General features: G+C 70.0%; 24 protein-coding genes and 1 tRNA gene. 11 read left to right on the top strand and 14 right to left on the bottom strand.

What is annotated here, in order from left to right:
• Window positions 1–60: 60 nt before the first annotated feature.
• Window positions 61–930 carry a Gfo/Idh/MocA family protein gene (locus tag Pph01_RS00770; protein ID WP_204070927.1) on the bottom strand — a complete coding sequence of 290 codons (870 nt, stop codon included), beginning with the start codon at window positions 928–930 and terminating at the stop codon, window positions 61–63.
• Between the two features lie 98 nt (window positions 931–1028).
• Between Pph01_RS00770 and Pph01_RS00765 the strand changes: the two genes are divergently transcribed.
• On the top strand, window positions 1029–1619 hold the full coding sequence (locus Pph01_RS00765) for a histidine phosphatase family protein (RefSeq protein WP_204070926.1): 591 nt from the start codon (window positions 1029–1031) through the stop codon (window positions 1617–1619).
• Window positions 1620–1659: 40 nt separating this feature from the next.
• Here the strand turns inward: Pph01_RS00765 and Pph01_RS00760 are convergent, their stop codons facing one another.
• The 3 genes from Pph01_RS00760 to Pph01_RS00750 form a co-directional block, all read right to left on the bottom strand.
• Window positions 1660–1932 (bottom strand): hypothetical protein, encoded by a 273-nt coding sequence (locus tag Pph01_RS00760; protein ID WP_204070925.1) that lies wholly within the window; start codon window positions 1930–1932, stop codon window positions 1660–1662.
• 108 nt (window positions 1933–2040) lie between these two features.
• Window positions 2041–2274 carry a DUF397 domain-containing protein gene (locus tag Pph01_RS00755; protein WP_239094529.1) on the bottom strand — a complete coding sequence of 78 codons (234 nt, stop codon included), beginning with the start codon at window positions 2272–2274 and terminating at the stop codon, window positions 2041–2043.
• Window positions 2274–3095: a Sco1979 family transcriptional regulator gene (locus Pph01_RS00750; RefSeq protein WP_203951066.1), complete on the bottom strand. Its 822-nt coding sequence runs from the start codon at window positions 3093–3095 to the stop codon at window positions 2274–2276. The genes Pph01_RS00755 and Pph01_RS00750 overlap by 1 nt, the downstream gene beginning before the upstream one ends.
• Window positions 3096–3294: 199 nt before the next feature.
• Here Pph01_RS00750 and Pph01_RS00745 point away from each other — a divergent pair, with 199 nt between their 5' ends.
• Together Pph01_RS00745 and Pph01_RS00740 are read left to right on the top strand one after the other, a co-directional pair.
• The gene (locus tag Pph01_RS00745) at window positions 3295–3804 is read left to right on the top strand and encodes an ATP-binding protein (protein WP_239116319.1); all 510 of its coding nucleotides are present in this window, start codon (window positions 3295–3297) and stop codon (window positions 3802–3804) included.
• 394 nt (window positions 3805–4198) lie between these two features.
• Entirely contained in the window at window positions 4199–6577 is a 2379-nt protein-coding gene (locus Pph01_RS00740) for a helicase-associated domain-containing protein (RefSeq protein ID WP_204070923.1), read from the top strand.
• A 69-nt stretch (window positions 6578–6646) separates the two neighbouring features.
• Here Pph01_RS00740 and Pph01_RS00735 read toward each other — a convergent pair whose 3' ends face one another.
• Window positions 6647–7930, bottom strand: coding sequence for an ArgE/DapE family deacylase (locus Pph01_RS00735; RefSeq protein ID WP_204070922.1), 1284 nt, complete (start codon window positions 7928–7930; stop codon window positions 6647–6649).
• 90 nt (window positions 7931–8020) lie between these two features.
• Window positions 8021–8566 (bottom strand): DUF1349 domain-containing protein, encoded by a 546-nt coding sequence (locus tag Pph01_RS00730; protein ID WP_204070921.1) that lies wholly within the window; start codon window positions 8564–8566, stop codon window positions 8021–8023.
• Window positions 8567–8952: 386 nt separating this feature from the next.
• On the opposite strand from Pph01_RS00730, the gene Pph01_RS00725 reads away from it, so the two are divergent.
• The 4 genes from Pph01_RS00725 to Pph01_RS00710 all read left to right on the top strand — a co-directional run bounded on the left by Pph01_RS00725 (window position 8953) and on the right by Pph01_RS00710 (window position 13956).
• Complete coding sequence (locus Pph01_RS00725; RefSeq protein WP_204070920.1) at window positions 8953–9402, top strand: RlpA-like double-psi beta-barrel domain-containing protein; 450 nt, start codon at window positions 8953–8955, stop codon at window positions 9400–9402.
• A gap of 60 nt (window positions 9403–9462) precedes the next feature.
• A complete protein-coding gene (locus Pph01_RS00720) occupies window positions 9463–9783 on the top strand; it encodes a GroES family chaperonin (RefSeq protein WP_204070919.1) in 321 nt (106 codons plus the stop codon).
• Between the two features lie 833 nt (window positions 9784–10616).
• Complete coding sequence (locus tag Pph01_RS00715; protein ID WP_239116318.1) at window positions 10617–12623, top strand: ABC transporter ATP-binding protein; 2007 nt, start codon at window positions 10617–10619, stop codon at window positions 12621–12623.
• Between the two features lie 154 nt (window positions 12624–12777).
• Complete coding sequence (locus tag Pph01_RS00710) at window positions 12778–13956, top strand: M20 metallopeptidase family protein (protein WP_204070918.1); 1179 nt, start codon at window positions 12778–12780, stop codon at window positions 13954–13956.
• A gap of 21 nt (window positions 13957–13977) precedes the next feature.
• Here the strand turns inward: Pph01_RS00710 and Pph01_RS00705 are convergent, their stop codons facing one another.
• A complete protein-coding gene (locus tag Pph01_RS00705; protein ID WP_204070917.1) occupies window positions 13978–14400 on the bottom strand; it encodes a TIGR02611 family protein in 423 nt (140 codons plus the stop codon).
• A gap of 271 nt (window positions 14401–14671) precedes the next feature.
• Here Pph01_RS00705 and Pph01_RS00700 point away from each other — a divergent pair, with 271 nt between their 5' ends.
• The 3 genes from Pph01_RS00700 to Pph01_RS00690 are packed head-to-tail and all read left to right on the top strand — an operon-like array spanning window position 14672 to window position 17341.
• A complete protein-coding gene (locus Pph01_RS00700) occupies window positions 14672–16000 on the top strand; it encodes a transaminase (RefSeq protein ID WP_204070916.1) in 1329 nt (442 codons plus the stop codon).
• Between the two features lie 41 nt (window positions 16001–16041).
• Window positions 16042–16869 (top strand): patatin-like phospholipase family protein, encoded by an 828-nt coding sequence (locus Pph01_RS00695; protein ID WP_204070915.1) that lies wholly within the window; start codon window positions 16042–16044, stop codon window positions 16867–16869.
• A 52-nt stretch (window positions 16870–16921) separates the two neighbouring features.
• Window positions 16922–17341, top strand: coding sequence for a nitroreductase/quinone reductase family protein (locus Pph01_RS00690; RefSeq protein ID WP_204070914.1), 420 nt, complete (start codon window positions 16922–16924; stop codon window positions 17339–17341).
• A 225-nt stretch (window positions 17342–17566) separates the two neighbouring features.
• Here Pph01_RS00690 and Pph01_RS00685 read toward each other — a convergent pair whose 3' ends face one another.
• Window positions 17567–18037, bottom strand: a complete 471-nt coding sequence (locus Pph01_RS00685; RefSeq protein ID WP_239116317.1) for an ester cyclase — start codon at window positions 18035–18037, stop codon at window positions 17567–17569.
• A gap of 184 nt (window positions 18038–18221) precedes the next feature.
• Window positions 18222–19301, bottom strand: coding sequence for a substrate-binding domain-containing protein (locus Pph01_RS00680; protein WP_239116316.1), 1080 nt, complete (start codon window positions 19299–19301; stop codon window positions 18222–18224).
• A 442-nt stretch (window positions 19302–19743) separates the two neighbouring features.
• On the opposite strand from Pph01_RS00680, the gene Pph01_RS00675 reads away from it, so the two are divergent.
• Window positions 19744–19820 (top strand) — tRNA-Ile (locus Pph01_RS00675).
• Window positions 19821–20166: 346 nt separating this feature from the next.
• Here Pph01_RS00675 and Pph01_RS00670 read toward each other — a convergent pair.
• The 5 genes from Pph01_RS00670 to Pph01_RS00650 all read right to left on the bottom strand — a co-directional run bounded on the left by Pph01_RS00670 (window position 20167) and on the right by Pph01_RS00650 (window position 25605).
• On the bottom strand, window positions 20167–21618 hold the full coding sequence (locus tag Pph01_RS00670; protein ID WP_204070913.1) for a hypothetical protein: 1452 nt from the start codon (window positions 21616–21618) through the stop codon (window positions 20167–20169).
• Entirely contained in the window at window positions 21605–22108 is a 504-nt protein-coding gene (locus Pph01_RS00665; protein WP_204070912.1) for a SigE family RNA polymerase sigma factor, read from the bottom strand. Before Pph01_RS00665 ends, Pph01_RS00670 begins: the two co-directional genes overlap by 14 nt.
• 639 nt (window positions 22109–22747) lie before the next feature.
• Complete coding sequence (locus Pph01_RS00660) at window positions 22748–23269, bottom strand: nucleotidyltransferase domain-containing protein (RefSeq protein ID WP_204070911.1); 522 nt, start codon at window positions 23267–23269, stop codon at window positions 22748–22750.
• 118 nt (window positions 23270–23387) lie between these two features.
• Window positions 23388–24077, bottom strand: coding sequence for a response regulator transcription factor (locus tag Pph01_RS00655; protein WP_204070910.1), 690 nt, complete (start codon window positions 24075–24077; stop codon window positions 23388–23390).
• Window position 24078: 1 nt separating this feature from the next.
• Window positions 24079–25605 (bottom strand): sensor histidine kinase, encoded by a 1527-nt coding sequence (locus Pph01_RS00650; RefSeq protein WP_204070909.1) that lies wholly within the window; start codon window positions 25603–25605, stop codon window positions 24079–24081.
• Window positions 25606–25608: the final 3 nt, after the last annotated feature.

Genomic DNA, 25608 nt, shown 5'->3' with positions numbered 1-25608 from the left:
GGGTGGGGGCATCGCCCAGGGGTGTGGATCTTCACGGCCCGGCGACGGGCCGGAGGGCTCTCAGGCGAGCTGTCGCTCGGCGTCCGCGATGATCTCCTGGATCCGCAGCCCGTGGCGGGCGTCGAGCGGATGCCCGCCGCCGCTGCGGACGGTGCGGGCGAACTCCCGCGCCACGGCCGGGAAGGCGTCGTCGCCGACCTCGGACCCGAGGAGCGAGGCGTTGCCCTCCACCCCGTAGACCTCCACGCGGGCGGGCGGCAGGTCGCCGCCCGCCGCCATCGTCAGCGACGCCTCGCTCACCGCGCCGCCCTCGTGTTCGAGCAGCAGGCCCACCCACTTCAGCGGGTCGCCGTGCGCCCTGACCGAGACGACCGGCCCGAGGGCCGCGTCCAGCAGGTCGATCATGTGCGGACCGATGTCGAGGAGGGCTCCCCGCTCGAGCCGCCACGGCGTGGCGAACGGACCGCCGTACAGCACCCCCGAGGTGTCGGCGGCGCGGCCGCCGAACGGCCGCAGCGCACGGGCCCTGCCGAGGAAGGCCGTCGTCGCCGGGGCGTAGCGGAAGGTGAACAACATCTGGGAGGCCACGCCGGCCTCACCGATCGCGTCGGCGAGGCGCCTGGCGCCGTCGAGGTCCGCCGCGAGGGGCTTTTCCAGCAGCACCGCCTTGCCCGCCTTCGCCGCGAGGACGCCGAGCTCGGCCTGCACCCCCGGCGGCACGCAGAACGCGACCGCCTCGCAGAGGTCGAACAGCTCCTCGAGCCGCTCGAACGAGGGGACCCTGTGCTTGCCCGCGAGCTCGTCGGCCGCCTGGGGCCTGCGCGCCCACACGCCCGCGAGCCGCGTGTGCGGCCCCGCCGCGAGCGCAGGGGCGTGCACCATCTCCGCCCACGGTCCCGCACCGACCAAACCTACCGAAACCGGCTCCATCATACCCTCCGCGGCGACCTTACTGCAGCACGCGGGTACTCGAACGCCACAGGGTCACCACTGGCTCGCGAAAGCCGTACGGGCATGATGGTCGTCCTATGGAAGTCATTCTGCTGAGGCACGGCGAGACGGAGTGGAGCAGGGCGGGGCGGCACACGGGCCGGACCGACCTGCCGTTGACCGAGAGGGGCGAGGACCAGGCCCGCGCCCTGGCGAAAGTGATCAAGGGCAGGCAGTTCGCGCTGACCCTCGTCAGCCCCGCGCAGCGGGCACGCCGTACGGCGGAGCTCGCCGGGGCCGCCTCCTACGACGTGGACCCGGACCTTTGGGAATGGGACTACGGCGGCTACGAGGGGATCACCACCCCGCAGATCCGCGAGAGCCGTCCGGGGTGGTACCTGTGGCGTGACGGGATCATCCCGGGAGACGCGGAGCACCCGGGTGAGACGGTCGGCCACGTGGGCGATCGCGCGGACCGGGTCATCGCCCACGTCCGGCCCGCGGAGGGCGACGTGCTGATCGTCGCCCACGGCCACTTCCTGCGTGTGCTCGCCGCCCGTTGGCTGGGGCTGCCGGCGGATGAGGGGCGGCATCTGCGCCTCGACACCGGCACCTACTCGGTTCTGGGCTACGAGCACGAGGAGCCCGTCCTGATGCGGTGGAACGCGCCCGTTCAGGACCCCGCCTGAGACGGGCGCGCAGCGGGCCGCCGGAAGACCCGGCGGCCGGTCAGCCGGCGACGGGCTGGGGCTGCGGGCCCCGGCCGGTCAGCCACTCCATGACCCTGTGGTGGCCGCGCCGTGCGTCCTCGAAGTGCCCCCACCGCCAGCATCGAGGCTGGTCGCGGACTCCGGTGACCCACGTCCGGTACGCCACGCTCCGCGGCTCCCCCTCCTCGGGGGCGGCCGTGGAGGCGACGCCGTACGTGCGGATCACCACGCGGCCGCCGGGTGCGAACAGCACGTCGTCGGCCACCGGGTAGAGAGTCATCTGGTCCAGCACCGCGGTCCCCCTTGATACCTCAACGTTCTCAGGGTCCAAATCTGCCGGACCGGTGTTACGCCGCCTGCGCGCGCCTGTTACACGCGTGCGCGGCGTGTAAACACCGGGTTAAACCAGCAGGCCGTCAAACTCGCCGTCCTTGACTCCGAGCACCAGGGCCCGGATCTCGTCGCGCGTGTAGATGAGGGCCGGCCCGTCCGGGAAACGCGAGTTGCGGACGGCCACGCCGCCGTCGGGGAGCTCGGCCAGCTCCACGCAGTTGCCGGTCGAGTTGCTGTGGACGCTCTTCCGCCAGGTGACCCCGGTCAGGCTGTTTGCGGGCATCCCGTTATAAGTCTGCATCATGTCTCTCTGAGAAATTCGCCGAGAATCTCGGCGGTGCCCCCGGGCGTGGTGCTCTCCACGCACAACTGCTCCATGGCCGTGAGGTATGGATCGATGTCCTCACGCTTGTCCAGGTATAGGGCGCCCCACAACTGTTCGACGTAGACGACGTCGGACAGGTCGGACTCCGGGAAACGAAGGATCGTGAACGCGCCCCCCTCGGCCGCGTGCATGCCGAAGCGGAAGGGCATCACCTGCAGGGTGATGTTGGGCAGCGTGGCGACCTCTAGCAGGTGCTGGAGCTGCTCCCGCATGATCCCTCCGCCTCCGATGGGACGCTTGAGCGCCGCCTCGTCCACGACGGCCCAGAGCCGTGGGCCGTCCGGGCGGGTCAGCCGCTCCTGGCGCTGCATGCGCAGATGCACGCGCTGTTCGATCTCTCCGTCCGGAGCGTCGGGGTAGCCCAGCTGGATCACCGCCCGCGCGTACGCCGCCGTCTGCAGCAGGCCCGGCACGAACTGCACCTCGTAGGTGCGGATCACGCTGGCCGCCTCTTCCAGGCCGACGTAGGTGATGAACCAGTTCGGCAGCACCTCGCCGTACTTGTGCCACCATCCCGGCGTGTTCGCCTCGCGGACCATCTCCAGCAGCCCGCGCCGTTCCGCGTCGTCACTGACGCCGTACAGCGTGAGCAGGTCCTCGACGTCACGTGTCTTGAACCCGACTCGGCCGAGCTCCATCCTGCTGATCTTCGATTCCGAGGCCCGGATGTGGAATCCGGCGACCTCGCGCGTGAGTCCCTGTGCCTCGCGCAACCGGCGAAGGCTGGCACCGAGCATGATTCGCCGAACGGTGGATCCTGATCCCGGCGGATCTATCGACACGTGCTATTCCTCCGCTTTGTGGACTGGTTCACAGTCTGTCAAAGATCGCCCCCTTCGTCCCAGGATTGTTTCGGGTAACCGTAGCGGTTGCAACAGCCGCTTGCACGTGCATTCGCTCTTGCACATGCACAGGAGTGTCCAGCATCATGATCTCGTGCAGTCCACGAACGTGACTCGTGGCCGAAATCAGTGGTCGGGGCTCGACTGGTGGCCCCCGATCGGCTGGTGGCCGGAGCCCGCCCGCGATCTCCTCGATCCCGGATCGACCACCACGAGCGCCACCTTCGCCCTTCCCCCGAAGGCGGAGTCGGTCCACTCGGCACGCAGTTTCGCCGCGGGGACCCTCTCCGGCTGGGACATGAGCCAGTTGCACGACAGCATGGAACTGGTCGTCTCCGAGCTGACGACGAACGCCCTGCGGCACGGGCTGATCCTCAGCGCGGCCCGTGACAGGGAGGTCATCCGGCTGTCGCTGATCCGCAGGGGCACCCTGGTGACCTGCGCGATCACCGACCCGGGAGCTCAGGCCCCGGTGATGCGGGATCCGGCCCCCTTCGAGCCGGGCGGCCTGGGGCTGCACATCGTCGAATCGCTGAGCGTGCGCTGGGGCTGGTGCCCCCTCGCCCCTCAGGGCAAGGCGGTCTGGGCCGTCCTGTCCGCCTGACCTCCGTCCCTCCGTCCCCGACGCCCCGGCTCCGATCCGCACTTCCGCGGAGCCCCGGCCAACTGTCCCGGCAGCGAACCCGGCGCCTGTCCTGACAGTCATATCTCAGTGACGCCGGACCCGGTCCGCCTGCCGCGGAGCGCTCCCGTGCAGCCCGGAATGCACGGGAGCGCCCCTCGGCCGGCGGCCCGATGGCGCGAATGCTCGGCACGGCGGCATCAGATGTGCTGAGATCGAACCGTAATAGGCGAACGGCATGGCCGTTTCGCAGCGATCGATGGAGAAATTTCGTGATCTCGGGGCTCGTGACCGCGCGCTGTATCCTGGCTCGCGACCCCCGTCAAGAGTGTGATCCGCATTACGGTGGTTTCCTGAGACTTCCGAGAGATCTGTGATGGACGATCACCTAGTCCGCTGGCTGACCGCTCTCGATGAAGACCGGCTCGCTCGTGTCCTGGCCAACCGCCCGGACGCCATCGCCGCGCCGTGGCCCCGCAGGCTGGACGCCCTCGCGCACCGGCTGACGAACGGCTTCGCCCTCATGGAGGTCATGCGCGGCCTTCCGCTGCCGCCCCTGGAGATCCTGCAGGCGTGCCTGGTGATCGGCGGGCGGCCCACGGAGGACGAGCTGGCCCGTTTCCTGGGTGTGAGCACCTCCGAGGTCATCCCGTGGCTCGACCGCCTCTACGACCACGCCCTCGCCTGGCCGGCCCCCGACGGCAGGATCGACCTCGCCGAGGCGGTCGCCCAGTGGTGGACGGCGCCGTGCGGGCTGGGCGAACCGATGGCCGTCTATCTGGACTCCTGGATGCTCAACACCGAGGCGCTGCGGCGGCTCTGCCGCGTCCTGGACCTGCCGTACCAGGGCGGCAGGCGGCAGGTGGCCGTACGGATCACCGCGCTGCTGGGCGACCCGGAACGCCTCTCCGACCTCGTGGACCGGGCGCCGGACGGCACGATGGAGATGCTCGACGACTTCGCCTGGGACGGGCCGGTGCGCAGCGTCGACGGCAACCGTTTCGTCACCGTGGGGAAGCCGGAGAAGTGGGCGGCCGAGCACGGCCTGCTGTTCCGCACGCAGTGGGACGTGGCGGAGATGCCGCGCGAGGTGGCGCTCGCCCTACGCGGGCCGGACTATCACGGCCCCTTCACCCCCGACCCGCCCGACCTGGGAACCACGCGGATCGACCCCGATGCCGTCGAGCACGCGATGTGCCTCGCCGCTCCGCACATCGTCGACCGCGCCACCGCGCTGCTGGAGAACACCGACAAGACCCCGCTGCCGCTGCTGAAGAACGGCGGCGTCGGCGTGCGCGAGGTCAAGAGGGTGGCCCGGGAGACGGGCTGCTCCGAGGAGGAGACCCGGCTGCTGCTGGAGATCTGCGCCGTCGCCCGGCTGATCTCGCTCGACGACGGCGCCGGCGGGCTGGTGCCTACCGACAGGTTCGACGCCTGGCGGCTGGAGGACGCCTCGATGCGGTTACGTGTGCTGCTGGCGGCGTGGTGGCGCATGGAGCGCTCGTCGCTGCGGCGGACCGAGAACCGCTATCCGACCGTGCTCGGCGACGACCCCGCGGGAGAGACGATCGCCCGGATCCGCCGGGCCATGCTCGGCGCGCTCGCGCTGGTCCCCGAAGGCCGCGGGTTCGCCACGCTCCCCGAGCTCGTGCAGTCGGTCCACTGGCGTGCGCCGCTGCTCGACAGGCAACTCCTCGCCGACTGCGCGCCCGCGATCATCGAGGAGTCCCGGCTGCTCGGCCTGTGCGCGCACGACACGCTCACCGACCTCGGGCGGGCGCTGGCCGCCCTCGGCGCGATCGCAGGAAACGAGAGCGACGAGACCGCGCCCCAGATAGAGCATGATCCGGTCCTCGCCAAGTGCTCGATGACGGCCCTCGCCGGGGCGCAGCGCACCGCTCTGTTCGGCGCCGACCTGACGGCGGTGGTCACCGGCCCGCCGTCGGTGGAGCTCTCCTCCCTGCTCGACCGGGCCGCCGACCGCGAGTCGCGGGGCGCGGCGTCGGTGTGGCGGTTCAGCCCCGCGAGCGTACGGCGGGCGCTGGACGCCGGAGAGACCGCGGACTCCCTGCTGGCCGACCTGTCCGCGGCCGGAACCCTTCCCCAGCCGCTCACCTATCTGGTCCATGACGTGGCCAGGCGACACGGCGAGGTCACGGTGTCGTCGGTCGGCTGCATCATCCAGGGCTCCGACCCGGTTCTGCTGGCGGAGATCGTCGCGCACCGGAGGCTGGCCAAGCTCGGGCTGAGGTTGCTCGCGCCGACCGTGCTCGCCGGATCCGCGCCTGCGGCGACGGTCCTGACGGCGCTGCGCGAGGCGGGCTACGCCCCGGTGCCCGTCGACGACGGCGCGGGGATCACCATCCGGCGCGCGCCCAACGCGGGCCGTCTGACCCTGCTTCCCGGCGGCCGGGTGGCCGAACTCGACCCGCCGCCCTCGCTGCTCGAGCCGCCGCCCGATCCGCGCGAGCACGCCAGGCGGCTGCTCGTGAACGGCGGTTCCGCCGGGCCCGGCGGGCAGACGTGGGCCGTCATCGGCCGGATGGCGACCCGCCTGCCGACCGCACAGCAGTCGCTGCTCGGTTTCGTGGTCGACCGGGACGTCCGCGCGCTGATCACCCTGTCCGACGGCGTCACGGCGACGATCAGCCACGGCGAGCTGCGCAGTGGGGTGCTGGACGCCTGGTGCGAGGAGGCCGGCGACTACCTCGAGTTCCCCCTCAACGAGATCGCCTCCGTCACCAGCACGTACTGACCGCGCTCGGACCGCACTGACCTCACCGACCTCGCTGACCTCGCGCCGGAGTCCGGCGTGCCGTAGGCGTCACAGCGTGCCGCAGCGGCGCAGGACGAGGAGGGCGAGCGCCCGCGTGACCTCGTGCATCTCGCGCAGTTCGACCTGCTCGCGCGGCGCGTGGGCGAACCGCACGTCGCCCGGGCCGTAGTGCAGCGTGGGAATCCCGCCCGCCGCGTACAGCCGCAGGTCGCTCCCGTACGGCGCGGCCGTCGTGGCCAGCCGGTCCCCCGTCACGTCGGCGACGGCCCGGCCGAGCTGGCCGAGAAGGGGGTGCCCTTCCGGGAGGCGGCCGCTCGCGAACTGTCCCCCCGGCCAGGTGACCGTGACGGGGTTCGCCCGCAGCCACGGGTCGCCGAGGTCTGCCAGCGCGCCCTCCAGGGCGGCTCTGGCGTCGGCGGGGTCCTCGTCGAGCCGCACGCCGAGGCGGCCCTCCGCGACCAGCAGGTCGGGCACGCTGCTCGCCCAGTCGCCCGCCCGTATGGTGCCGATCTCGATCGGATACGGCATCGGGTTGCCGACGAACAGGGGGTCGACGTCACGGTTGCGCTCCGCCTCCAGGCGGCGGATCGCCTGGAAGACCGGCCAGAACGCCTCGATCGCGTTGACCCCTTCGTATCGGGTCGCGCCGTGGGCGGCCCGGCCCGGGACCTCGATGCGGAAGGTGAGCGCCCCGGCGTTGGCCGTGATGACCTTCCCGCTCGTGGGCTCGGTGATGACCGCGGCCTCGCCGGTGTGCCCGCGGGCGAGCGTGGCGAACGCGCCGAGCCCGCCGTCCTCCTCGCTCACCACGCAGTGCAGGGCGAGCGGGCGCGCGAGCCGTACCCCCGCCTGGCGGATCGCCCGGACGACGGCGAGGTTGGCCGCGAGGCCCGCCTTCATGTCGCAGGCGCCGCGGCCGTGCAGGGTCGTGGCGGTGAGGCGGGCGCCGAACGGGTCCTGCCCCTCCCATTTGGCGGGGTCGCCGATCGGCACGACGTCGGCGTGGCCCTGGAGGACGAGAGCGGGCGCTCCCTCCCCCTCGGTGACCCCGACGACGCCGTAGCCCTCGGCCCGCTCCGCCTCGGTGCCGGGGAAGCCCTCTCTGGACCGGAGGTCGGCGAGGTCGAGCTTCCACATGTCGACGTCGAGGTCGCATTCGGCCAGCATGCGGGCGAGCCCGTCCTGGAGTTCGGACTCGGCGTCCGTGCCCGTCACGCTCGGCACCCGTACCAGGTCGGCGAGCAGGCGGACGGTGCCCGCCTCGTCGACGGCGTTCAGGACCGCCGCCTCCGCGCTCGCGGAACGCGCGTCTACGGGTGCTTCGTCGTTCATGCGGCGACTGTACGACTTTCGGGTCGCCATCGCGTTCCGCGGACCGGGTCAGACGGGTTCCGTGGAGCGGGTCAGACCACTTTGAGCGGGTCAGACCACTGACAGACGGGTGAACCGGGTCGCGAAGCCGCCGCCTCTCGGCGCGCAGCACATCGCTCCCGCGACCGCCGCGACCTCCGGGGGGAAGTAGGCGAGGCGGAGCATGTGCACCGGCTCGGCCCCGTCGAGGCCGTACCGGACGATGACGGTGTCGCCCTCACGCGCGATGTCGATGGTCACCGACTCCGGCGTGCCCGGCGCGGGGACGACCGACCAGTCGGAGTAGCCCCGGGTGACGACCACGCTGAGCTGGTGCGCCCCGTCGACGAACTCGACTCCGGCCTTGACCCAGTTCTCCTCGTCGATCCGCAGGATGGCGCCGGCCTGGTCGTACTGGTCGGCGTAGTCGGCGGAGAAGGTCGCCGTGACGCGCGCGTCCCCTTCGATCTCGCGGACGAACATGTGGGCGTTGTCGAAGGAGTAGCCGTAGTGGGCCTTCTGCCACAGGTCGGTGTCGGGGTCCGCGACCACGCGCAGGCCGTCTTCCGCGGCCCAGTCGCGAGGCTCGTTGATCCACTTGTAGGCGTCGAATGACATTCTGCGATCTTGCCATGGGGCAGGCCGGCGATACCAGGCCAGGCATGGCACCAAATAAGATCTACTATACCATTTGAGTGCTTTGCACTATTTCGTCCATCTTTCGCTATTGTTGTGACAGAAGTCATGCTTCGGTCAAGTAATCCCCCACATCGCAAAGCCGTCGTGTTCCCACCCCCACGGGAACGTGTCCGCCCCGGCCGGTGACCCGCCCGCGTCTTTCGCGCGGGGCCGTACGCCCGACTCAGGCCTACACGGCGCTCGCCGAAACGCCCGCCGATCCCTCCGGAGGCTTTCCGCGACGGTCGCCCGCTCCCCCGCGGGCTCTTGCGATCGAAGCGAAAGGCCCCCCGATGCGGAAGCGAACCTCTCAGACGTTGGCCGCGATGGCATGCTGCGCGGCCCTGTCCGCCGGCACGGCCCAGGCCGCGCACGCCGCGGCGACCGGCCCGGCCGCGCAACCGTCCCCCTCCCCCACCGCTCTGCCGTCCGGTACGGCGACCGCCACCTCGTTCTGGGACGGTGTGACCGCGTCGGGCCGGCCCATGCGGTACCAGACGGTCGCCAGCCCGTACTGGCCGCTCGGCACCACCGTCAAGATCACCTACGGAGACAGGAGCGCGATCGGGATCGTCGACGACTTCGGCCCGGCGGAATGGGCCGTCGCCCAGCACGACATCCCGGCCATCGTCGACCTGTCCGCGGAGATGATGGCGGACCTCACCGGTGCGCGCTCCAACAGCGTGCACGTCCGGTTCCAGGTGCTCTCCTGGGGGGCCGGCCGGGTCTTCCGCGGCGCGGGCACCGGCTACGACCTCGCGATGGGTCGGGGCTGACGCACCCCGCGCCCTGACCGTCGTGACGGACGCCGCGGCCGCCGCGCGTACACTTCCACCGTGGCCGACCCGAAGTTCGAGATCCAGATGCTGCACGACCGCGTGATGGTCAGGGTGGAGCCGGAGACCGAGGAACGGCGAAGCAGCGCGGGCATCGTCATCCCCGCCACCGTCAAACTGGCCAACCGGCTCGTCTGGGGTGAGGTCTGCGGCGCCGGTTCCAGTGTCCGGGCGGTCAAGGCCGGCGACAAGGTCCTGTTCAACCCCGAGGAGCAGTTCGAGGTCGAGGTACAGGGCCAGATCTACCTCGTGATGCGCGAGCGCGACCTGCACGCCGTCGCCACGCAGCAGACCGACCACGGCACCGGCCTCTACCTCTAGGCACAGGCCCCCTCGGCCGCATCGCGGAGGCCTCATGACGCCCGCCCATCTGCCCACGCGCCCGTGGGCTTGCGTCCGGACCCATGCCCGCCCCACGCTTCGCTCGTTCCCTGCGCCCGCGCCCAATGCCCCGCGACCGCTCACCGGACTGGCGTGCCTCCGGCGTTCATCCTCATGCGCCTTCTGGCGGCACGCTCTCGCCTCCGGGTGTTTAGACGCCAAGAGTGGAATTCGAATCTGTTTCTAGAATGCGGACGCGTGCCGTACCAGGGCGCTTCGGTATAGCGCTTTCCCGTCCACAGCGGCTTTTTCGCGGCCGGGCCGCCGAGTGGCCAGGCTTAACGGAAGTCGGACTACGTGCCGGTGACAACTGCGCGAATGAGCGTGTCCCCCCTTCCGGCGTTCGGCCAGGCGACTCGTCTTCAAGGCGGTGACCGGCTCTATTACGCGCGGGCGGGAGATGCCGGATCGGCGCCCGCGGGGCCGGCAAGAGGCGGGAGGCCCGCGCGGGACGGGGATTCAGGGCCTCCCATTCCCTACTCGGGCGAATGCCCGGCACGAAATTACCGAGCGTGTTGTGAACACCCTTTGATCTCCGCTTTGTTGCACCAGGGCTAAACCTCCAACCGGGTACAGTCCCGGCGGTTTCTCCGGTCGTATTGAAGTGGCCTAAGGAATGAACGGACAAAAACAGCCGCCAAGCGGCGCTCATTCGGCGATTTATGCCGTTATCGGGGGTATTGTCCGAATCGTCATAGTTAGAGAAACTGCCACAGGGAGGGATCGATGAGCATAAGCAACGTCTTCCCGACGGGGGCTCGCACCCCCAGTAGTTGGGGCAGCTGGGGCGGCGGCTGGCGACGGTGCGGGTGCCGGCGACGCTGGCGCTGCAGGCGGCGCCGGTGCTGGTGGTGAGTTCCCTGCCACAAGAGGATGGGAGCCGGCGGGTCACCCGCCGGCTCCCCCGCTTCCCGGAGTCGGGACGAACGAGCGCATCGGCCGATATCGCGCCGTTCATCTCGATCAGGGCGACATTCCGGCGCTTTTGGCCCTACACCCGGGGCCTGCGCCGGTTGTTCGCCGTCGGGGTGGTCGCGGCGATGGTGGGCACGGCGTGCGAGGTCGCGGCCATCGCGCTGTTCGGCCGCATCACCGACGAGGTGCTCAGCAGCGGCGACCTGTCCGCGTTCTGGTCGCCCGCCGCGGCCTGGCTGGGTCTCACCGCGCTCGCCGGTGGCGCCGCCTTCGCCAGCGCCTACACCGCCGCCCTCGGCGGAGAACGGTTCCTGCTGCGTGTGCGTGACGGCGTGTTCGAGCACCTGCAGACACTGACACCCGACTATTTCGAGAACCGCAGACTCGGCGACCTCATGGCGAGGCTGACCGACGACATCGAGGCCATCGAGGAACTGGTGGTCTCCGGACTGATCAAGCTGATCACGGCGCTGATCAGCGTGGTCTTCTTCGCGACGGCCGCCGTCTTCATCCGGTGGGACCTGGCGCTGGTGACGTTCGCGCTCATCCCGGCGTTCGTCCTGGTGTCCAAGGGCTTCGCCGGGCGCTTCCGGCAGGCCGCCGCACGCGAACGCCTCAGCAACGGGGCCATGAACAGCGCCATCGAGGAGGCGCTGTCCAACCAGGCGCTGGTGCAGGCGTACAACCGTCAGGAGACCGAGGCCGCGCGGCTTCACACCGCGGGGCGCGGCTGGCTGCGCGCCAACCTCGCACAGGCGCGGCTGTCCGCCCTGTACGGCCCCGCCGTACAGGTCATCGAGACCGGCTGCCTGCTCACCATCATCGGGGTGGGCGCGTGGGAGATCGCCTCCGGGCGGCTCACGCTGGGCGGGCTGCTGGCCTTCGCCGCGTACCTGGCCTACCTCTATCCGCAGGTCCGCGGGCTCGGGGAGACCGCGCTCACCGTCTCCGAGGCGGCCGCGGGTTCGGACCGCATCCTCGAGGTGCTCGACGCCCGGCCGACCGTCGTCGACCGGCCCATCACGAGCACAGAGGCCGGCACGACCACCGCGACCACCGCGTCCGGCACGGTCGGCACGGCCGCGGATCGGCAGGGCACCGCCGCCACGGTCGCGGGAGGGGCCCTGCAGCCCTCCGTCCACCAGACCGGTGGGCGCATCGAGTTCGCCGGGGTGCACTTCACCTATCCCAATCGGACCCGGCCGACTCTGGCCGGCCTGTCGTTCACCGCGCGGCCGGGTGACCTGATCGTGTGCACCGGCCCGAGCGGAGCGGGGAAGTCGACGATCGCCAAGCTGCTGCTGCGGTTCTACGACCCCTCAGGCGGGCGCATCCTGCTCGACGGAGTGGACATCCGCGACCTGCCGCACCGGACCCTGCGCGAGCGCGTCACCCTGCTCACCCAGGAGAACATGTTGTTCTCCGGGACCGTCCGCGACAACATCGCGTACGGCAGGTCCGGGGCGGACCCGGCCGAGATCGTGCGGGCCGCGGTCACGGCGGGCGCGCACGATTTCATTCGCAGGCTCCCGGAGGGCTACGACACACCCGTAGGTCAGAAGGGCCGGTTGCTGTCCGGCGGTCAGCGGCAGCGCATCGCCATAGCGCGCGCCGTCCTCCGGGACGCTCCCGTGCTCATCCTGGACGAGCCGATGACAGGGCTCGACGAGGCGACGGCCGCTCGCATCATGGAGCCGCTGGGCCGGCTCATGTCGGGGCGGACCACGATCCTGATCACCCACGACCTCCGTCTCATGCCGGACGCGGCCGAGAAGGTGGTGCTCGGGCCCGCGCCCGCGACGGGGCGGGGACGATCGGTCCGGCTGACGCGGCGGCGCCTCGGCACGCCGATGCGCGTCTCCTGACCGAGCCGGAGGCCGCGGGCCGTACATGGGGGCGGGCGACACGGAGGTGTCGCCCGCCCTTCGCCGCACGGCCACATGCGATTACTCCGTGGTACACGGCGCACTAGGGTGACGATGGCGACAAGGTCGCCTTCCGCTCTGATGAGGATGTGCCATGACTTTTCAGGATGAGCTGGCCGAGCTCCGCCACGCCTTACATCGTGAGCCCGAAGTGGGCCTGGACCTCCCCCGCACTCAGGAGAAGATCCTCTCCGCGCTCGACGGCCTTCCTCTGGAGATCACCACGGGTGAGCGGCTGACGTCGGTGACCGCCGTCCTGCGGGGTGGACGACCCGGTCCGACGGTCTTGCTCAGGGCCGACATGGACGCGCTTCCCGTGCACGAGAACGCCGACGTGCCGTACCGGTCGGTGATCGACGGCCAGATGCACGCCTGCGGCCACGACCTGCACATGACGATGCTGACCGGCGCGGCCCGCCTGCTGTCCGGAAGACGCTCCGACCTCGCCGGCGACGTCGTCTTCATGTTCCAGCCGGGCGAGGAGGGCCAGGAGGGCGCCAAGATCATGATCGAGGAGGGCGTGCTCGACGCGTCCGGGTCGCGTCCCGTCGCGGCGTACGGCATGCACGTCTTCTCGATGACGATCCCCCACGGCCTGGTCCTCACCAAGGGCGGGCCGATCATGGCGGCGGCCGACACGCTCTTCGTCACCGTGCGCGGTCGGGGCGGCCACGGCTCAAGCCCGCACGCCGCGCTCGACCCCATCCCCGCGGCCTGCGAGATCGTGACGGCCATGCAGACGCACGTGACGCGGACGTTCGACGTGTACGACCCTGTGGTGGTCACCGTGGGCAGCTTCCACGCCGGAACGGCCGACAACGTCATCCCCGACGAGGCCCGGTTCTCGACGACCATCCGGACCTTCTCCGGCGACGCCCGCGGCCGCGTCAGGGACGGGCTCGTACGGCTCGCGCGAGGCATCGGGGAGGCCCACGGGCTCACCGTCGAGTGCGAGTTCGGCATCGGGTACCCCGTGACGGTGAACGACCACACCGAGGCCGACTTCGCGGCGCAGACCGTGCGGGAGACCCTGGGGCAGGGCAGCTACTTCCCGCTGCCGCACGCGACTCCGGGCTCGGAGGACTTCTCCTACGTGCTCCAGGAGGTGCCGGGCGCCTTCCTGCTCGTCGGCGCCTGCCCGCCCGACCGCGACCCGTCGTCGGCGGCCGCCAACCACTCCCCCGAGGCGATGTTCGACGACGCCGTCCTCTCGGACGGCGCCACGCTGTTCACCGAACTCGCCGTGCGGCGGCTGGCCCTGGCCGGCGGCTGAGGCCTGCCGCGTCCCCCTGAGTCACGCGAGCAGGTCGCGTGCCTCCTCGATCAGGTCGATCCCCATGGTGAACTTGATCGTCGCCCACACGATGGCGGCCGCCACGATCAGGGTCAGCCCCCCTGCCACGATGCGGACGAACCAGTTCTGCCGCTTCAACCAGCCGGTGGCCGCCATCACCTTGTCCTTGGCGACCTGCAGCAGCCTCGACGCCCAGGCGAACTCCGTGGCCAGCAGGGCGAGGCCCGCGAAGACCACGAGCCAGCCCGGGCCGGGAAACGGCACCATGATGAGCCCGGTGACGATGATGGCCGCGCCGAGCACTCCGATGACGATCTTCAGTGTCAGCCGGCCCGCCGGAGTGGCACGTATGCGATCGAGAAAGCTCATCTCCTCCGTTAGAACGACCTTCCCCGTGCCGCCGTGCTCCTCGGTCGTCGCCATACGGCTCACCCCCCACAAACAAGGATAATGACGCCCCACCCTCCCGCGCGTGATCATGCACGAGCTCGGAGAAGTGCCCCCCGACCCGCCCAAACCCTGGCCGTGATCATGTACGGGTTCGGGAAGGTACGCCCCGACCTGCGCCAACCCCGGCCGTGATCATGCACGCGTTCGAAGAAGCATTCCCCCACCTGGCCAAACCCGTGCGTGATCACGGCCAAAATAATTGGGGGGTGGATTTGTCGGATTCGGGTGAGGCAGCATGCCTTACATGCTCGACCGGAACCGCCTCCACGTCCTGCTCGAACGCGAGCGCCAGACCTACGAGACCCGGCTGCCGCGCAGCCGGGCGGCCTACGACAACGCCGGCTCCCTTCTCGGTCGTGTGCCGATGACCTGGATGAACAAGTCCGCCGGGCGGTTCCCCGCCTACCTCGACGAGGCGCGCGGCGCACGCGTCCGCGACATCGACGGCTTCGAGTACGTCGACTTCTGCCTCGGCGACACCGGCGCGATGGCCGGCCACTCCCCCGAGCCCGTCATGCGCGCCGTACGGAACCGGCTGGGGCTGACCGCGATGCTCCCGAGCGAGGACGCGGAGCGGGTCGGAGCCGAGCTGACCCGCCGGTTCAAGGTCGGCCTGTGGAGCTTCAGCCTGACCGCGACCGACGCCAACCGGTGGGCCATCCGGCTGGCGCGCCAGATCACCGGCAGGCCCAAGATCCTGGTGTTCAACTTCTGCTATCACGGCAGCGTGGACGAGACGGTGGTCACGCTCGGCCCCGGCGGCGTCACACTGCCCCGCCCCGGCAACGTCGGCCCGCCCGTCGATCCCGCGCTGACCACCCGGGTCGTCGAGTTCAACGATCTGGACGCGCTGGACCGGGCGCTGTCCCACGGCGACGTCGCCTGTGTGCTGATGGAGCCCGCGCTGACCAATATCGGCATCGTTCTGCCGGAGCCGGGGTTCCTGCCCGCCGTACGGGAACTGACCCGGCGGCACGGGACGCTGCTGATCAACGACGAGACCCACACGTTCTCGGCCGGCCCCGGAGGGTGCACCCGGGCGTGGGACCTCGACCCCGACATCGTGACCATCGGCAAGTCGATCGCCGGGGGCGTCCCCATCGGCGCGTACGGCGTCACGCGGGAGGTCGCCGACAGGATCCTCGCCGAGAAGGACGCCGACCTCGTCGACGTGGGCGGTGTCGGCGGCACGCTCGCGGGCAACGCCCTGTCCATCGCCGCCGCGCGGGCCACCCTCGAGGAGGTGCTCACGGAGGACGCCTTCGCGTACATGACCACGCTGGCGGCCCGCTTCACGGACGGCGTGGCCAAGGCGATCGAGGGGCTGCCGTGGTCGGTCACGCAGCTCGGCGCCCGTACGGAATATCGCTTCGGAGCGCCGAAGAACGGCGGCGAGTCCGCGGCGCTGTCGGACGACGAACTGGACGACTACTTCCACCTGTTCATGCACAACCGCGGCGTGCTGATGACGCCCTTCCACAACATGGCCCTGATGTGCCCCTCGACCACCGCCGAGGACGTCGACCTGCACACCGAGCTGTTCACGGCGGCCGTCACGGAACTCACAGGTTGAGGAGCCCTGTTTTCGGCGATCACGTCACACATAATCGGGATATGACTAGTGCACTGGTGCTCGGCGGCGGAGGAGTCGCCGGGATCGCCTGGGAGGCCGGAGTCGTCGTGGGCCTGCGCGAGCGCGGGGTTGACCTCGGCACCGCCGACCGGATCATCGGAACCTCGGCGGGCTCGGTCACGGGCACGCTCCTCGCCACGGGAGCCGACTTGGAGGCCGCCGTCGGCCGCCAGGCGAACGTCGACACCGGACCGGCCCCGACGGTCGCCTCCGAGGCCGTCATGGAGGCCTTCGCCATCCTGTTCGACCCGAGTCTCGACCCCCAGGAGGCGCGGCGAAGGGTCGGCCAGATGGCCCTCGCGGCACCCACCGGACCCGCGACCGCCCGCATCGAGAGGATCGGCGACCGGCTTCCGATCAAGGAGTGGCCCGACCGCGAACTCCTGATCACCTCGGTGAACGCCGCGACCGGCGAGTTCGTCGTCTGGGACAAGGAGTCCGGCGTCCCTCTGGTGCTCGCCGTCGCGTCCAGTTGCGCGGTGCCCATGGTCTACCCGCCCGTCGAGATCTCGGGCGGGCGCTACGTGGACGGCGGGGTGCGCTCCCCCACGAACGCCGACCTGGCCTCCGGCGCCGGCACCGTGCTGGTGCTGGAGCCGCTGGGCGCCATGTCCCCCCGCGCCATGCTGGAGGCCGAGTTGCTCGCCGTCGGAACGGCGCAGACGCTCGTGGTCCAGCCGGACGAGGCGACCGTGGCCGTTTTCGGGGACAACGTCCTTGATCCGGGGTTGTGGGGCCCGGCGTACAAGGCGGGGCTGGCCCAGAGCGAGACGCTGGCCGAGTCCGTCGCCGCGGTGTGGAGCGCGTGAAAGCAGGCCGCGCCTGACACATGGTGACAGGAATTCAGGTCAGGATGCCCTCATGGACGACATCCGTGAGATCAACCGGAAGACGATCGACGACTTTCGCGCCCATGAGGGCGGCGGGCCCTTCGAGGGCCGGCCGATCCTGCTGCTGACCACGCGCGGACGCAGAACCGGCAGGCCGCACACCACCCCGATGATGTACATGCGGGACGGCGACAGGCTCGTGGCCTTCGCCTCCAACGCGGGCGCGGCCGCGCATACGGACTGGTTCCACAACCTCCTCGCCGAGCCCAAGGTCACCGTCGAGATCGGGCCGGAGGTGTACATCGCGACCGCCACGGTCACGTCGGGCGAGGAGCGGGACCGCCTCTGGACGGCCGCCAAGCGGGACTACTCCTTCTTCTCCGATCATGAGAAGTCGGCCGCCCCGCGCGAGATCCCGGTCGTCGTCCTGGAGCGCCTTCCAGAGATCTGAGCAGGCGGGCACCTGCTCAACACGATTCGACGGGGGCAGGTGGGAGAGGGGGCCGGCCTCCCGTGCCTGATCACCTTGTGCTCGACGCGCCGGATCCGCGGCTCGGCGTCGACGTCCTCGACTACACGATCCTGGCGCCGCGCTTCCTCGGCGTAGCCGCCGATGGCGCGCAGTAAGAGGAACGGGCCGGACAGGTCAAAGCCGGCCAGTCGAGGTTGAGGGCGGTCAGGCGACGGACTCCGGCAGGCAAAGACCGAGCTGACTGAGCAACTCCAGCTGATCGTAGTATTCGCGATCGCTGATGATCAGTCCGTCCTCGATGGTGCACATCCCGGCTGCGCGAACCGCGATGCGATTCCCGGTAGCGGGCAGCGCCGACCCTCCGGGCAGCAGGAACGGCCCGAGATGCGTCCCCGTCATGACGTACTCGGAGACGGCCGAGACGGCCGGGTCGTAAACAGGGACCTTGCACCACGGTGTGAGATGTAGATCTGGAAAGGCTTCGAGTAGATGCTCGAAGTACCAGCCGATCTGTTCGTGCCCTTCAGCTGTGCCCACCGGGCCGACATAGACGGCGTCTGGGGCGAAGCACTGCTTGGTCGCTTCGAGATCGTGCTTGTTCAGAGCGTCGATCACACGATCTTTCAACTCTCGAGCGGTGATCATCATCTTCGCTCCCCCCGATGCGAGCGTCACCAGCTCATATGACACCCATGCTAACGCGGCACTCCCGGGCCCAACCTGCGCCCATCAGCCGGAAGGCAGATGAACATGGCTGATCCCCGCCGAGCGTGCTCGGTCACGTCCGGGAAGGCGACGTCCCGTATTAGCCGGGTCGGAAGGTCCACGGTGTCTCCGGAGGAGGAGCCGGACGGGCCGATCAGTGGGTGGCCTCCACGACCGGCTTCGCCGGCCGCACCGGCCCGGCCGGACGGCGCACGGCCTCGGCGGGAGCCAGGAGACCGTCCTTGACGACGGTCGCGATGACGTTGGCGCTCGTGACCACGACCGGAGAGGTGATCATCGCCGGGATCGCCACCGTGGTCCCGTTGACGACGGTGGCCGTGCCGTACACCGTCCGGCCTGCCCCGAGGTCGACGGCGAGCCGCGCCGCGTTGCCGGCCTCCGGCGCGACCGGCTTGTAGACGGTCATCGTCTGCGCGCCGTCCAGGATGCGCTGGACGGCCGCGGCCTCGGCACCCTCACCGGTCAGCGGGGTTCCGGGCCTCAGACGTGCCCGCACCATGATCGCTGCCACCCCCGCAGCCATGCGGTCGTCGGCCACGTAAACGCCGACCACCTTCTGCGCGCCGAGGACGGCGAACGCGTTCGCGGCGGCAGCGGCGGCCGTCTCCGGGCTGCGGGACGGAATGTCGTACTCCCTCCCGATGATCACCTGACCGTCCAGGACCGCGTGGGCGCCGGCCTTCACGTCGGCCGAGGCCCGGTTGACCGGCGACCCGTTGATCATCACGATCGCGCCGCGGCGAAGGTCGCCACGGGCCCTGATCGCGTCGAGCAGCGCCTGACCCTGCATCCGGCCGATCTGGCGGTCGTCGTAGGAGACGTAGGCGTCGATCGGCCCGTTGGCCAGTCGGTCGTAGGCGACGACCTTCGCCCCGTGGAACTTGGCCCGGGCGACGGCCGACGCGATCGCGTTCACGTCCACGGCGCCGAGGATGAACACCTTGATCCCCTCGGCCAGCATCGCGTCCATCTGCCGTTCCTGCCGGACGTGGTCGCGCCCCGCGTTGGCGTAGACAACCTCGCACCGGGGGCACAGGGCGGCCAGGGCCCTGGTGATGTACGGCCGGTCGTACTTCTCGTAGCGGCTTTCGCCCTTCTCGGGAAGCAGCAGGCCGATCCTGAAGCCTTCGTGGATCGTGCCGACCGCGCCGAGCGGCCGTGGGGCACCGCATGCCGCGAGTCCGATGAGGAAGATGAGGAAGACACCTGGCACCGCGAAGCGAAACCCCTGTCTCCCCACAGCAAAACCCCCAGGTAGCCGCAAGAGCAGTCACTCCAGGCCGTACCCGAGCATTTGCCGCATAACGCCCACGCATACCTCGTGCAGGCCGCCCGCTGGGCCGTTCTTGGCACTGATCACCCGAGTCACGGCGCAACCGCGGCTTCCGGGCAGCCGAGCTGAGGGGGAATCCCGGTGATCTCCTTGACGGGCGAACGTCACGGTGGGCGGAAGCCGGGCGGCCGCCGGTCCGGGATCCGGCTTCCGGCGGATCTCCCGCCCGATTGCCCGTACGGCCGCCACGCCGGGTTCCTGACGCTTCTTCCTCGGACGACAGAGTCGGCCCGGGCTGATAACGATCAGCGCGCGTCCTCCTTTGGGACGATCCACACACCGACTAAGTTGTGAGAGACTCCTTCACTGCGGGGTTCACTGCGGGGCGGTAGCTCAGCCGGTCAGAGCATCGGACTCATAATCCGTGGGTCGTGGGTTCAAGTCCCACCCGCCCTACCAAGTTTGATCAGGGATCCCTTGCGTGAGCTGCGGATTCTCTCCTGATCTCCATTACGGGGACATGCAGCCGAAGGCCGCCAAAAGCAGCCATATGCCAGTGGTCGCGGAACATAGGCGGGATGATGTTGGTCGCGTTTCCGCAGGTCGCATTGCGGTTCCCGGCGCGATCCCGCCAGGCCGCAAGATTCCATCCCAGATGGAGCTTCGCAGCACCAACAGAACACGGACCTGCGGTCTCGGCAGACGGTCGTTTTCCGAGACTCACGAGCACTGGGCTTACCAAAGTCGCGCGGCCTGGGGGCCCTGTCGATTACGCCCATGTTCCCGCCTAGGCCGAAGACGGCCGTCAGCCCCCCGTGTGAATGCCCTCGACCACCTGGGCCAGCTCGGGTTGAGAACCCGCCGCAACGGTGACGGCGACGCCCAGGCCCGTGTCCTCCCGCCAGGCGAACCTCTGCTCCCGCGCCGAGCGCCACACCATGCCTTCGACTCCGCCGATGACGTCCGGCTCCGCGTCGACGCCGGCGGTGCCGCCCGCCCAGTCCCGATTTTCGACGGCGGCTCCGTGATACACCTCCACAGACACTTGGCGCGCCGGATCGTCGGGCGAGCGCCAGCGCCGGGCCGTCATGACCCAGTCGGGTCCCGTCGCCGAACGCGTCGTGCCCAGGCGGAGCCCCTCTGGTACGTAGGGCACCCGCACCTCGTCGACCGCGTCTCCCTTCAGCGGCGCGATGGGGGCGATGCCGCGGGCGATCTCCGGCATGGTGTCCACGAGATCCGGTGACGCCCATATCCGCACGCCCAGGCCCGGCCGGATCACCCAGAGGAGCATCCGGCCCTTGTCCCCGAACCCGTTCGCCGACAGGACCCGCCCGTCAAGCGCGCGCGTGCCCCGCATGGCGATCTCGCGCACCTCGGTCTCGCGCACCTTGACAAGCCGCTCGTCCGTCGGCCACGCCGTGACCTCGCGCAAGCTGCCAAGGTCGTGCGCCGTGTCGCCCCAGACGACCTCCACCGACAGGCTCCCGCCGCCGCGGTTGAACCACCGGCCTATGCCGTCGGTGATCATGGACGCATCCCCCTGTTCGGCCGTGAAGCCGTCCGGCAGGCGTCCGAGCCGTATGCCTCCGAACGAGCGGGGATCTTCGGCGCGGCGGGGCCGCGCGACGGTGGGTTGCGTGCTCGGGGAGGACCGGCTCACGCGCAGTCCCTTGGCGATGCGGTCGAGCTCGCCCTTCATCGATACCGAGGTGGTGACCCTCAGCAGGACGCCCGGCTGGGCAACCCATATCCGGTCGGTGTGGTCGACGGTGCTGGCGAAGCCCTGGTTGCCCGTCGACTCGTCCACGTCACTCAGCACGTTCAGCGCCCAGATGTCCATCACATCGGTGATCTTGTCCTTGGGCCGGTAGACGGACACCTGGACGAACCGGTCTCCCTCCGACCACGTCAGCCCTTCGCCCCAAAGGCGGATCGTGCCCCCGCGGTCGCGCTCCTCCAGCGACAGCCGTTCCGGCTTGCCCATGTCGCCGGGCAAATAGTGCACCTCGACCCCATCAACCTCCGCGACGACCCTGTCAGAAACAGACCGGTCGGATCGCGACAGCGTCACGAAGGCCGGCACAGCACCCGCCGCGACGACGACGGCGGCGGCAGCGGCGGCCACCAGCTTCATGCGGCGGGACTTGCGGCGGCGCGAGAGCCGTACGACCCGGTCGGCCAGATCGGATGCGGCCCGCAATGTGGCGGTTTCCTCCGCCATGGCCGCGCGCAGTTCGTTCTCAAGCCTCGACATTCGTGACCACCTCCCGGTCCAGCAGCATGCGGAGCCGCGCCAGGGCCTTGGATGCCTGGCTCTTGACCGTCCCGACCGAGCACCCGAGGATCTGGGCCGTCTGCGCCTCGGTCATGTCCTCCCAGTACCGCAGCACCATCACCGCCCGCTGACGGGGCGGCAGCACACGAAGCGCGTCGAGCAGCACCTGACGAAGCTCGACGTCCCCGCGGGGAGCGGGCCTGTCGGGCGGGGCGTGCACGGGGATCAGCCGCAGGATCGCGCGGCGGCGGGCCCGGTTAATGGCCAGGTTGACAATGATCCGCCGCACGTACGGTTCCGGATCGGCGTCGCGGTGCAGCCGGTGCCAGTTGCGGTAGGCCCGTTCGAGCGCGCTCTGCAGCACGTCTTCCGCGTCGGCCGCCGATCCGCAGGTCAGATATGCCGTACGCAACAGAGCGGTTGCCCTGGCCGCGACGAAGTCGGCGAACCCCTCCGCGGACGGGGTCATAATGCTCCTCGGGTCATGCCCTCATATACGCGTGATCAGAGAGAAAGGTTGCCCGCCGTTCACGGGAAGCGCCCTTGCGGCAGCGCGGTGCTGACGGCGAGGGAGTCAGTCAGGCTGAGTGCGCCGCCGACCCGATGACGGAACTCCACTTGGACGGCGACTGACGCTCATCCGCCATCTCATCGGTCAGTGATCACGAAGCCTGTGAGGGCCGAAGGGTTGTCTTGTACGAGGAAGACACCGCCGCGAGCTGCAGGATCCCAGCCGCTCGCCAGGGCGTGGTCCACGACCACTCGCACGTCCCTTGGGGTTGGGAACGCCGTATCGGTTGCGCAGTAGCCCCACGGGCCACCCTCAAAGGTGGAGAGGAGATCCGCCTGCAACGGTCGACCGTTCTTTCCTCCGCCCCAGACACGAAGGCGGACATATCGCCGACAGGCGCCATCGCCTGTCGTGTGGCCCACCCGCCCTGTCCATGCGAATACCTGATCGCCAATTCGCAATGTCCGAATCCTGGTCTTCACGTGGGCACCTCCGGGGGCGATCTTCGCGGTTTCCGGGTCCTGCATGGGATGAGACTCGACCCGGAGATCCGGAGCGATCCCGGACCTTCAGCTTCGCGAGCGTGTTCAGAGTGGGTCAGCGGAGCGCGGCTTGCAGCCGGGCGATGTCCTCAAGATCCTTGTCGCGGCGCGGCATCCCGGGGACCCACACCGGCATCATCTGCTTGATCTCGATCTGCGCGGCGGGACTGATGATCGGACACTGCAACTCGTTCAGCCACCCGGGAGGCGCATCGAGCATCCCCGCCGGCCAGGGCTCCCCCTTCCAGGGTCCGCCCCCGACCACCACCCGCCCATCTCCGTCCTTCGCCAGCAGGGCGAAGCTCAGCTCCACGTCGCCCCGGCCGAAGTCGAGTTGCTGATCGGGCGGCGGTCCGGGCATCGGTTCGAAACCGCGCGCCATCAACTTCCCGGCCAGCTCAGGCACGTCCTCGGCCCATGCGAACCAGTCGACGTCCCTGTGGTCGCGGGTGATCTCACCGAGGTAGAAGTCCATCGCCCAGCCGCCGCGGAGCCAGATCTGGACGCCGATCTCCCCCGCGATGCCGACCACCTCGGCGATCGCCTGTAGTTGCCGAGCCGCGTGTTCTCCGTCCACGCCCGGGACGCTACGCGCCGGTTCCCTGCGCTCGCATCTCAATAGTTCCGCCCGTCAACGCACGCGAATCCCGTCAACGCGAGACCATCCGCCGCGGCCCCACCGGCACGACGGCGCGTCAGATGTCGGTGGCCTTGAGGCGATAGCCCACAGAAGGGTCGGTCTGCAGGAAGCGGCCCTGTTCGTCGCCGAGCTTCTTGCGGATCCGGTAGGCGTAGACCTTGAGGTAGTGGGTCTCGTTGGCGTACGCGGGTCCCCAGACGTGCTCCATGATCAAACGGCGGGTGCAGACCTTGCCGACGTGCCGGGCGAGGTACGCCAGGAAGTCGAACTCCTTGGGGGTGAGGTCGAGCGACGCACCGTGGAAGGTCGCCTCGCAGTGCTGGAGGTCGAGGACGAGGGCTCCGACCTCGAGCTGACTGCCGTGGTCGTTTCCGGCGCCGGCGTTGTGATGGTGGCGCAGCGCGACCCGCAGCCGGGCGTCGAGTTCGCGCATGCCGAAGGGCTTGGTCATGTAGTCGTCGGCGCCCCCGTCGAGCGCTTCGACCTTGCGGTCCTCGGCGCCGTCGGCGGAGAGGATGACGATGGGGGTGTCGGTCCACCCGCGGACACGGGCGCAGACGTCCATTCCGTCCAGGTCGGGCAGCCCGAGGTCGAGAACGATGACGTCGGGTCGCCGTAACGCGACGGAGGACAGTCCCTCCCCGCCGGTCTCAGCGGTGCTGACGTCGTGGCCGAGTGCCTGCAAGCCGACCCTGCAGGCGTTCAGGAGCGCGATGTCATCGTCGATGATCAGCACGGCCGGCATGTCAGGACCTCTCTTGTAGTGGCGCGGCGACGGGCAGGGTGAAGCAGAAGCGTGCTCCGCCCCCCGGAGCGTCTTCGACCCAGATGCGCTGCCGGTGGGCGTCGATGAATGTCTTGGCGATGGCCAGTCCCAGTCCTGAGCCGGAGTCCCCCTGCCGGCGGAGGAACAGTCCGAAGATCTCTCCACGCCGGTCGGGGCTGATGCCGGGACCGTGGTCGGCGACGGACACGGTGATCGTTGTGGGATCGGCGCGCCGGGCCGCGATGGTGATCGGGCTGTCCTTCGGCGAGTGCCGGATGGCGTTCTCCAGCAGGTTGGTGAGCACCCGGGCGATGAGCACGACGTCGACGTCGATGAGCGGAAGGTCGTCGGGCAGGTCGAGGACGGGCAGGCCGTTGCGGCGGCCGGCCGGCAGGTCGGCGAGGACGGTGTCGACGAGGTCGTGCAGGCGGGTGATGGCGGCGCGGGGCTGGAGCATGCCGGCCTGGACGCGGCTCATGTCGAGCAGGTTGGTGACCAGGGCGGCGAGCCGGTCGACCTGGGTGTCGACCAGGACCGCGAGTTCGTGCCGGGCGTCGTGGTCGAGCCCGCCGCTCAGCTGCGGGTCGGCGAGGATGGACGAGGACGCCTTGATCGAGGCCAGCGGGGCTCGCAGATCGTGGGAGACCGCGGCGACGAGCGTGCGGGCGAGCCGTTCGACCTCCTCGGTCAGCCCGGCGCGCAGGGCGTGTTCGCGCAACTGCGCGCGCTCGACGGCCAGGGCGATCTGGTTGGCGAACAGCAGAAGCGGTTCGCGCTGCCGGCCGGTGATCTCGGTGCCGGAGACGGTCAGCATGCCGACCGGCCGTCCGGCGGCGACGAGGGCGATCCCGAACGGGTTGGCGCCGTCGGGCCGTTCGGCGTCCAGGCTGGCCGGCCGTCCCGGAGAGGGCTGGATCCTGCGCCGGTCGTCCTCGGTGAGCGGGGCCCCGGCCGAGGCGGCGATCTCGAGGTCGTCGTTGCGGGGCAGCAGCAGGGCCACCTGGTGGGCGTCGAAGACGTCCCGCAGGGCGGTCACGATGACCGTGAGCAGTTCCTCGAGCGGCTTGTCCTCGACCAGCAGCGCGGACAGCTCGAACAGTTGCCGGATCTGCGCCGCCCGCTGCCGGGCCTGCGCGCGGGCGACGTTCATGCTGGCCACCACTCGAGCGACGGGGACCATGATCACCGCGTACACGCCGAGCGCGACCCAGTTCTCGCTCGCGCCGACATCGAGCGTCAGGTAGGGCGGGATGAAGAAGAAGTCGTAGACGAGGAAGCCGCCGACGACGCTGATCACGCCGGCCTGGAAGCCGCCGATCACGACGCCGACCACGACGGGCACGACCAGCACCAGCGCGGTGGTGGCGATGCTCAGGTCGCCCCTGAACGGCAGCATGGCGAAAGTGAGGACGGCCATGGTCGCCAGGGCCGCGGACGACCCGGCGATGGTCAGCCTTCGAGCGGGCTTCGTTTCGCGATCCTCCTGCCATGTGATGGTGCTGTCCATCAT

Origin of the sequence: Planotetraspora phitsanulokensis (assembly GCF_016863295.1) — a bacterium.
GTDB lineage: Bacteria > Actinomycetota > Actinomycetes > Streptosporangiales > Streptosporangiaceae > Planotetraspora > Planotetraspora phitsanulokensis.
The sequence above is the reverse complement of the archived record's forward strand: the minus strand, read 5'-3'. Positions and strand labels throughout refer to the sequence as shown.

What these genes read in the sequence shown, in the direction of transcription:
- Pph01_RS00770 (WP_204070927.1), bottom strand. Translation starts at nt 930, where the DNA reads ATGGAGCCGGTTTCGGTAGGTTTGGTCGGTGCGGGACCGTGGGCGGAG.
- Pph01_RS00765 (WP_204070926.1), top strand. Translation starts at nt 1,029, where the DNA reads ATGGAAGTCATTCTGCTGAGGCACGGCGAGACGGAGTGGAGCAGGGCG.
- Pph01_RS00755 (WP_239094529.1), bottom strand. Translation starts at nt 2,274, where the DNA reads ATGCAGACTTATAACGGGATGCCCGCAAACAGCCTGACCGGGGTCACC.
- Pph01_RS00750 (WP_203951066.1), bottom strand. Translation starts at nt 3,095, where the DNA reads ATGCTCGGTGCCAGCCTTCGCCGGTTGCGCGAGGCACAGGGACTCACG.
- Pph01_RS00740 (WP_204070923.1), top strand. Translation starts at nt 4,199, where the DNA reads ATGGACGATCACCTAGTCCGCTGGCTGACCGCTCTCGATGAAGACCGG.
- Pph01_RS00735 (WP_204070922.1), bottom strand. Translation starts at nt 7,930, where the DNA reads ATGAACGACGAAGCACCCGTAGACGCGCGTTCCGCGAGCGCGGAGGCG.
- Pph01_RS00730 (WP_204070921.1), bottom strand. Translation starts at nt 8,566, where the DNA reads ATGTCATTCGACGCCTACAAGTGGATCAACGAGCCTCGCGACTGGGCC.
- Pph01_RS00725 (WP_204070920.1), top strand. Translation starts at nt 8,953, where the DNA reads ATGGCATGCTGCGCGGCCCTGTCCGCCGGCACGGCCCAGGCCGCGCAC.
- Pph01_RS00710 (WP_204070918.1), top strand. Translation starts at nt 12,778, where the DNA reads ATGACTTTTCAGGATGAGCTGGCCGAGCTCCGCCACGCCTTACATCGT.
- Pph01_RS00705 (WP_204070917.1), bottom strand. Translation starts at nt 14,400, where the DNA reads ATGGCGACGACCGAGGAGCACGGCGGCACGGGGAAGGTCGTTCTAACG.
- Pph01_RS00700 (WP_204070916.1), top strand. Translation starts at nt 14,672, where the DNA reads ATGCTCGACCGGAACCGCCTCCACGTCCTGCTCGAACGCGAGCGCCAG.
- Pph01_RS00695 (WP_204070915.1), top strand. Translation starts at nt 16,042, where the DNA reads ATGACTAGTGCACTGGTGCTCGGCGGCGGAGGAGTCGCCGGGATCGCC.
- Pph01_RS00690 (WP_204070914.1), top strand. Translation starts at nt 16,922, where the DNA reads ATGGACGACATCCGTGAGATCAACCGGAAGACGATCGACGACTTTCGC.
- Pph01_RS00670 (WP_204070913.1), bottom strand. Translation starts at nt 21,618, where the DNA reads ATGTCGAGGCTTGAGAACGAACTGCGCGCGGCCATGGCGGAGGAAACC.
- Pph01_RS00665 (WP_204070912.1), bottom strand. Translation starts at nt 22,108, where the DNA reads ATGACCCCGTCCGCGGAGGGGTTCGCCGACTTCGTCGCGGCCAGGGCA.
- Pph01_RS00655 (WP_204070910.1), bottom strand. Translation starts at nt 24,077, where the DNA reads ATGCCGGCCGTGCTGATCATCGACGATGACATCGCGCTCCTGAACGCC.
- Pph01_RS00650 (WP_204070909.1), bottom strand. Translation starts at nt 25,605, where the DNA reads ATGGACAGCACCATCACATGGCAGGAGGATCGCGAAACGAAGCCCGCT.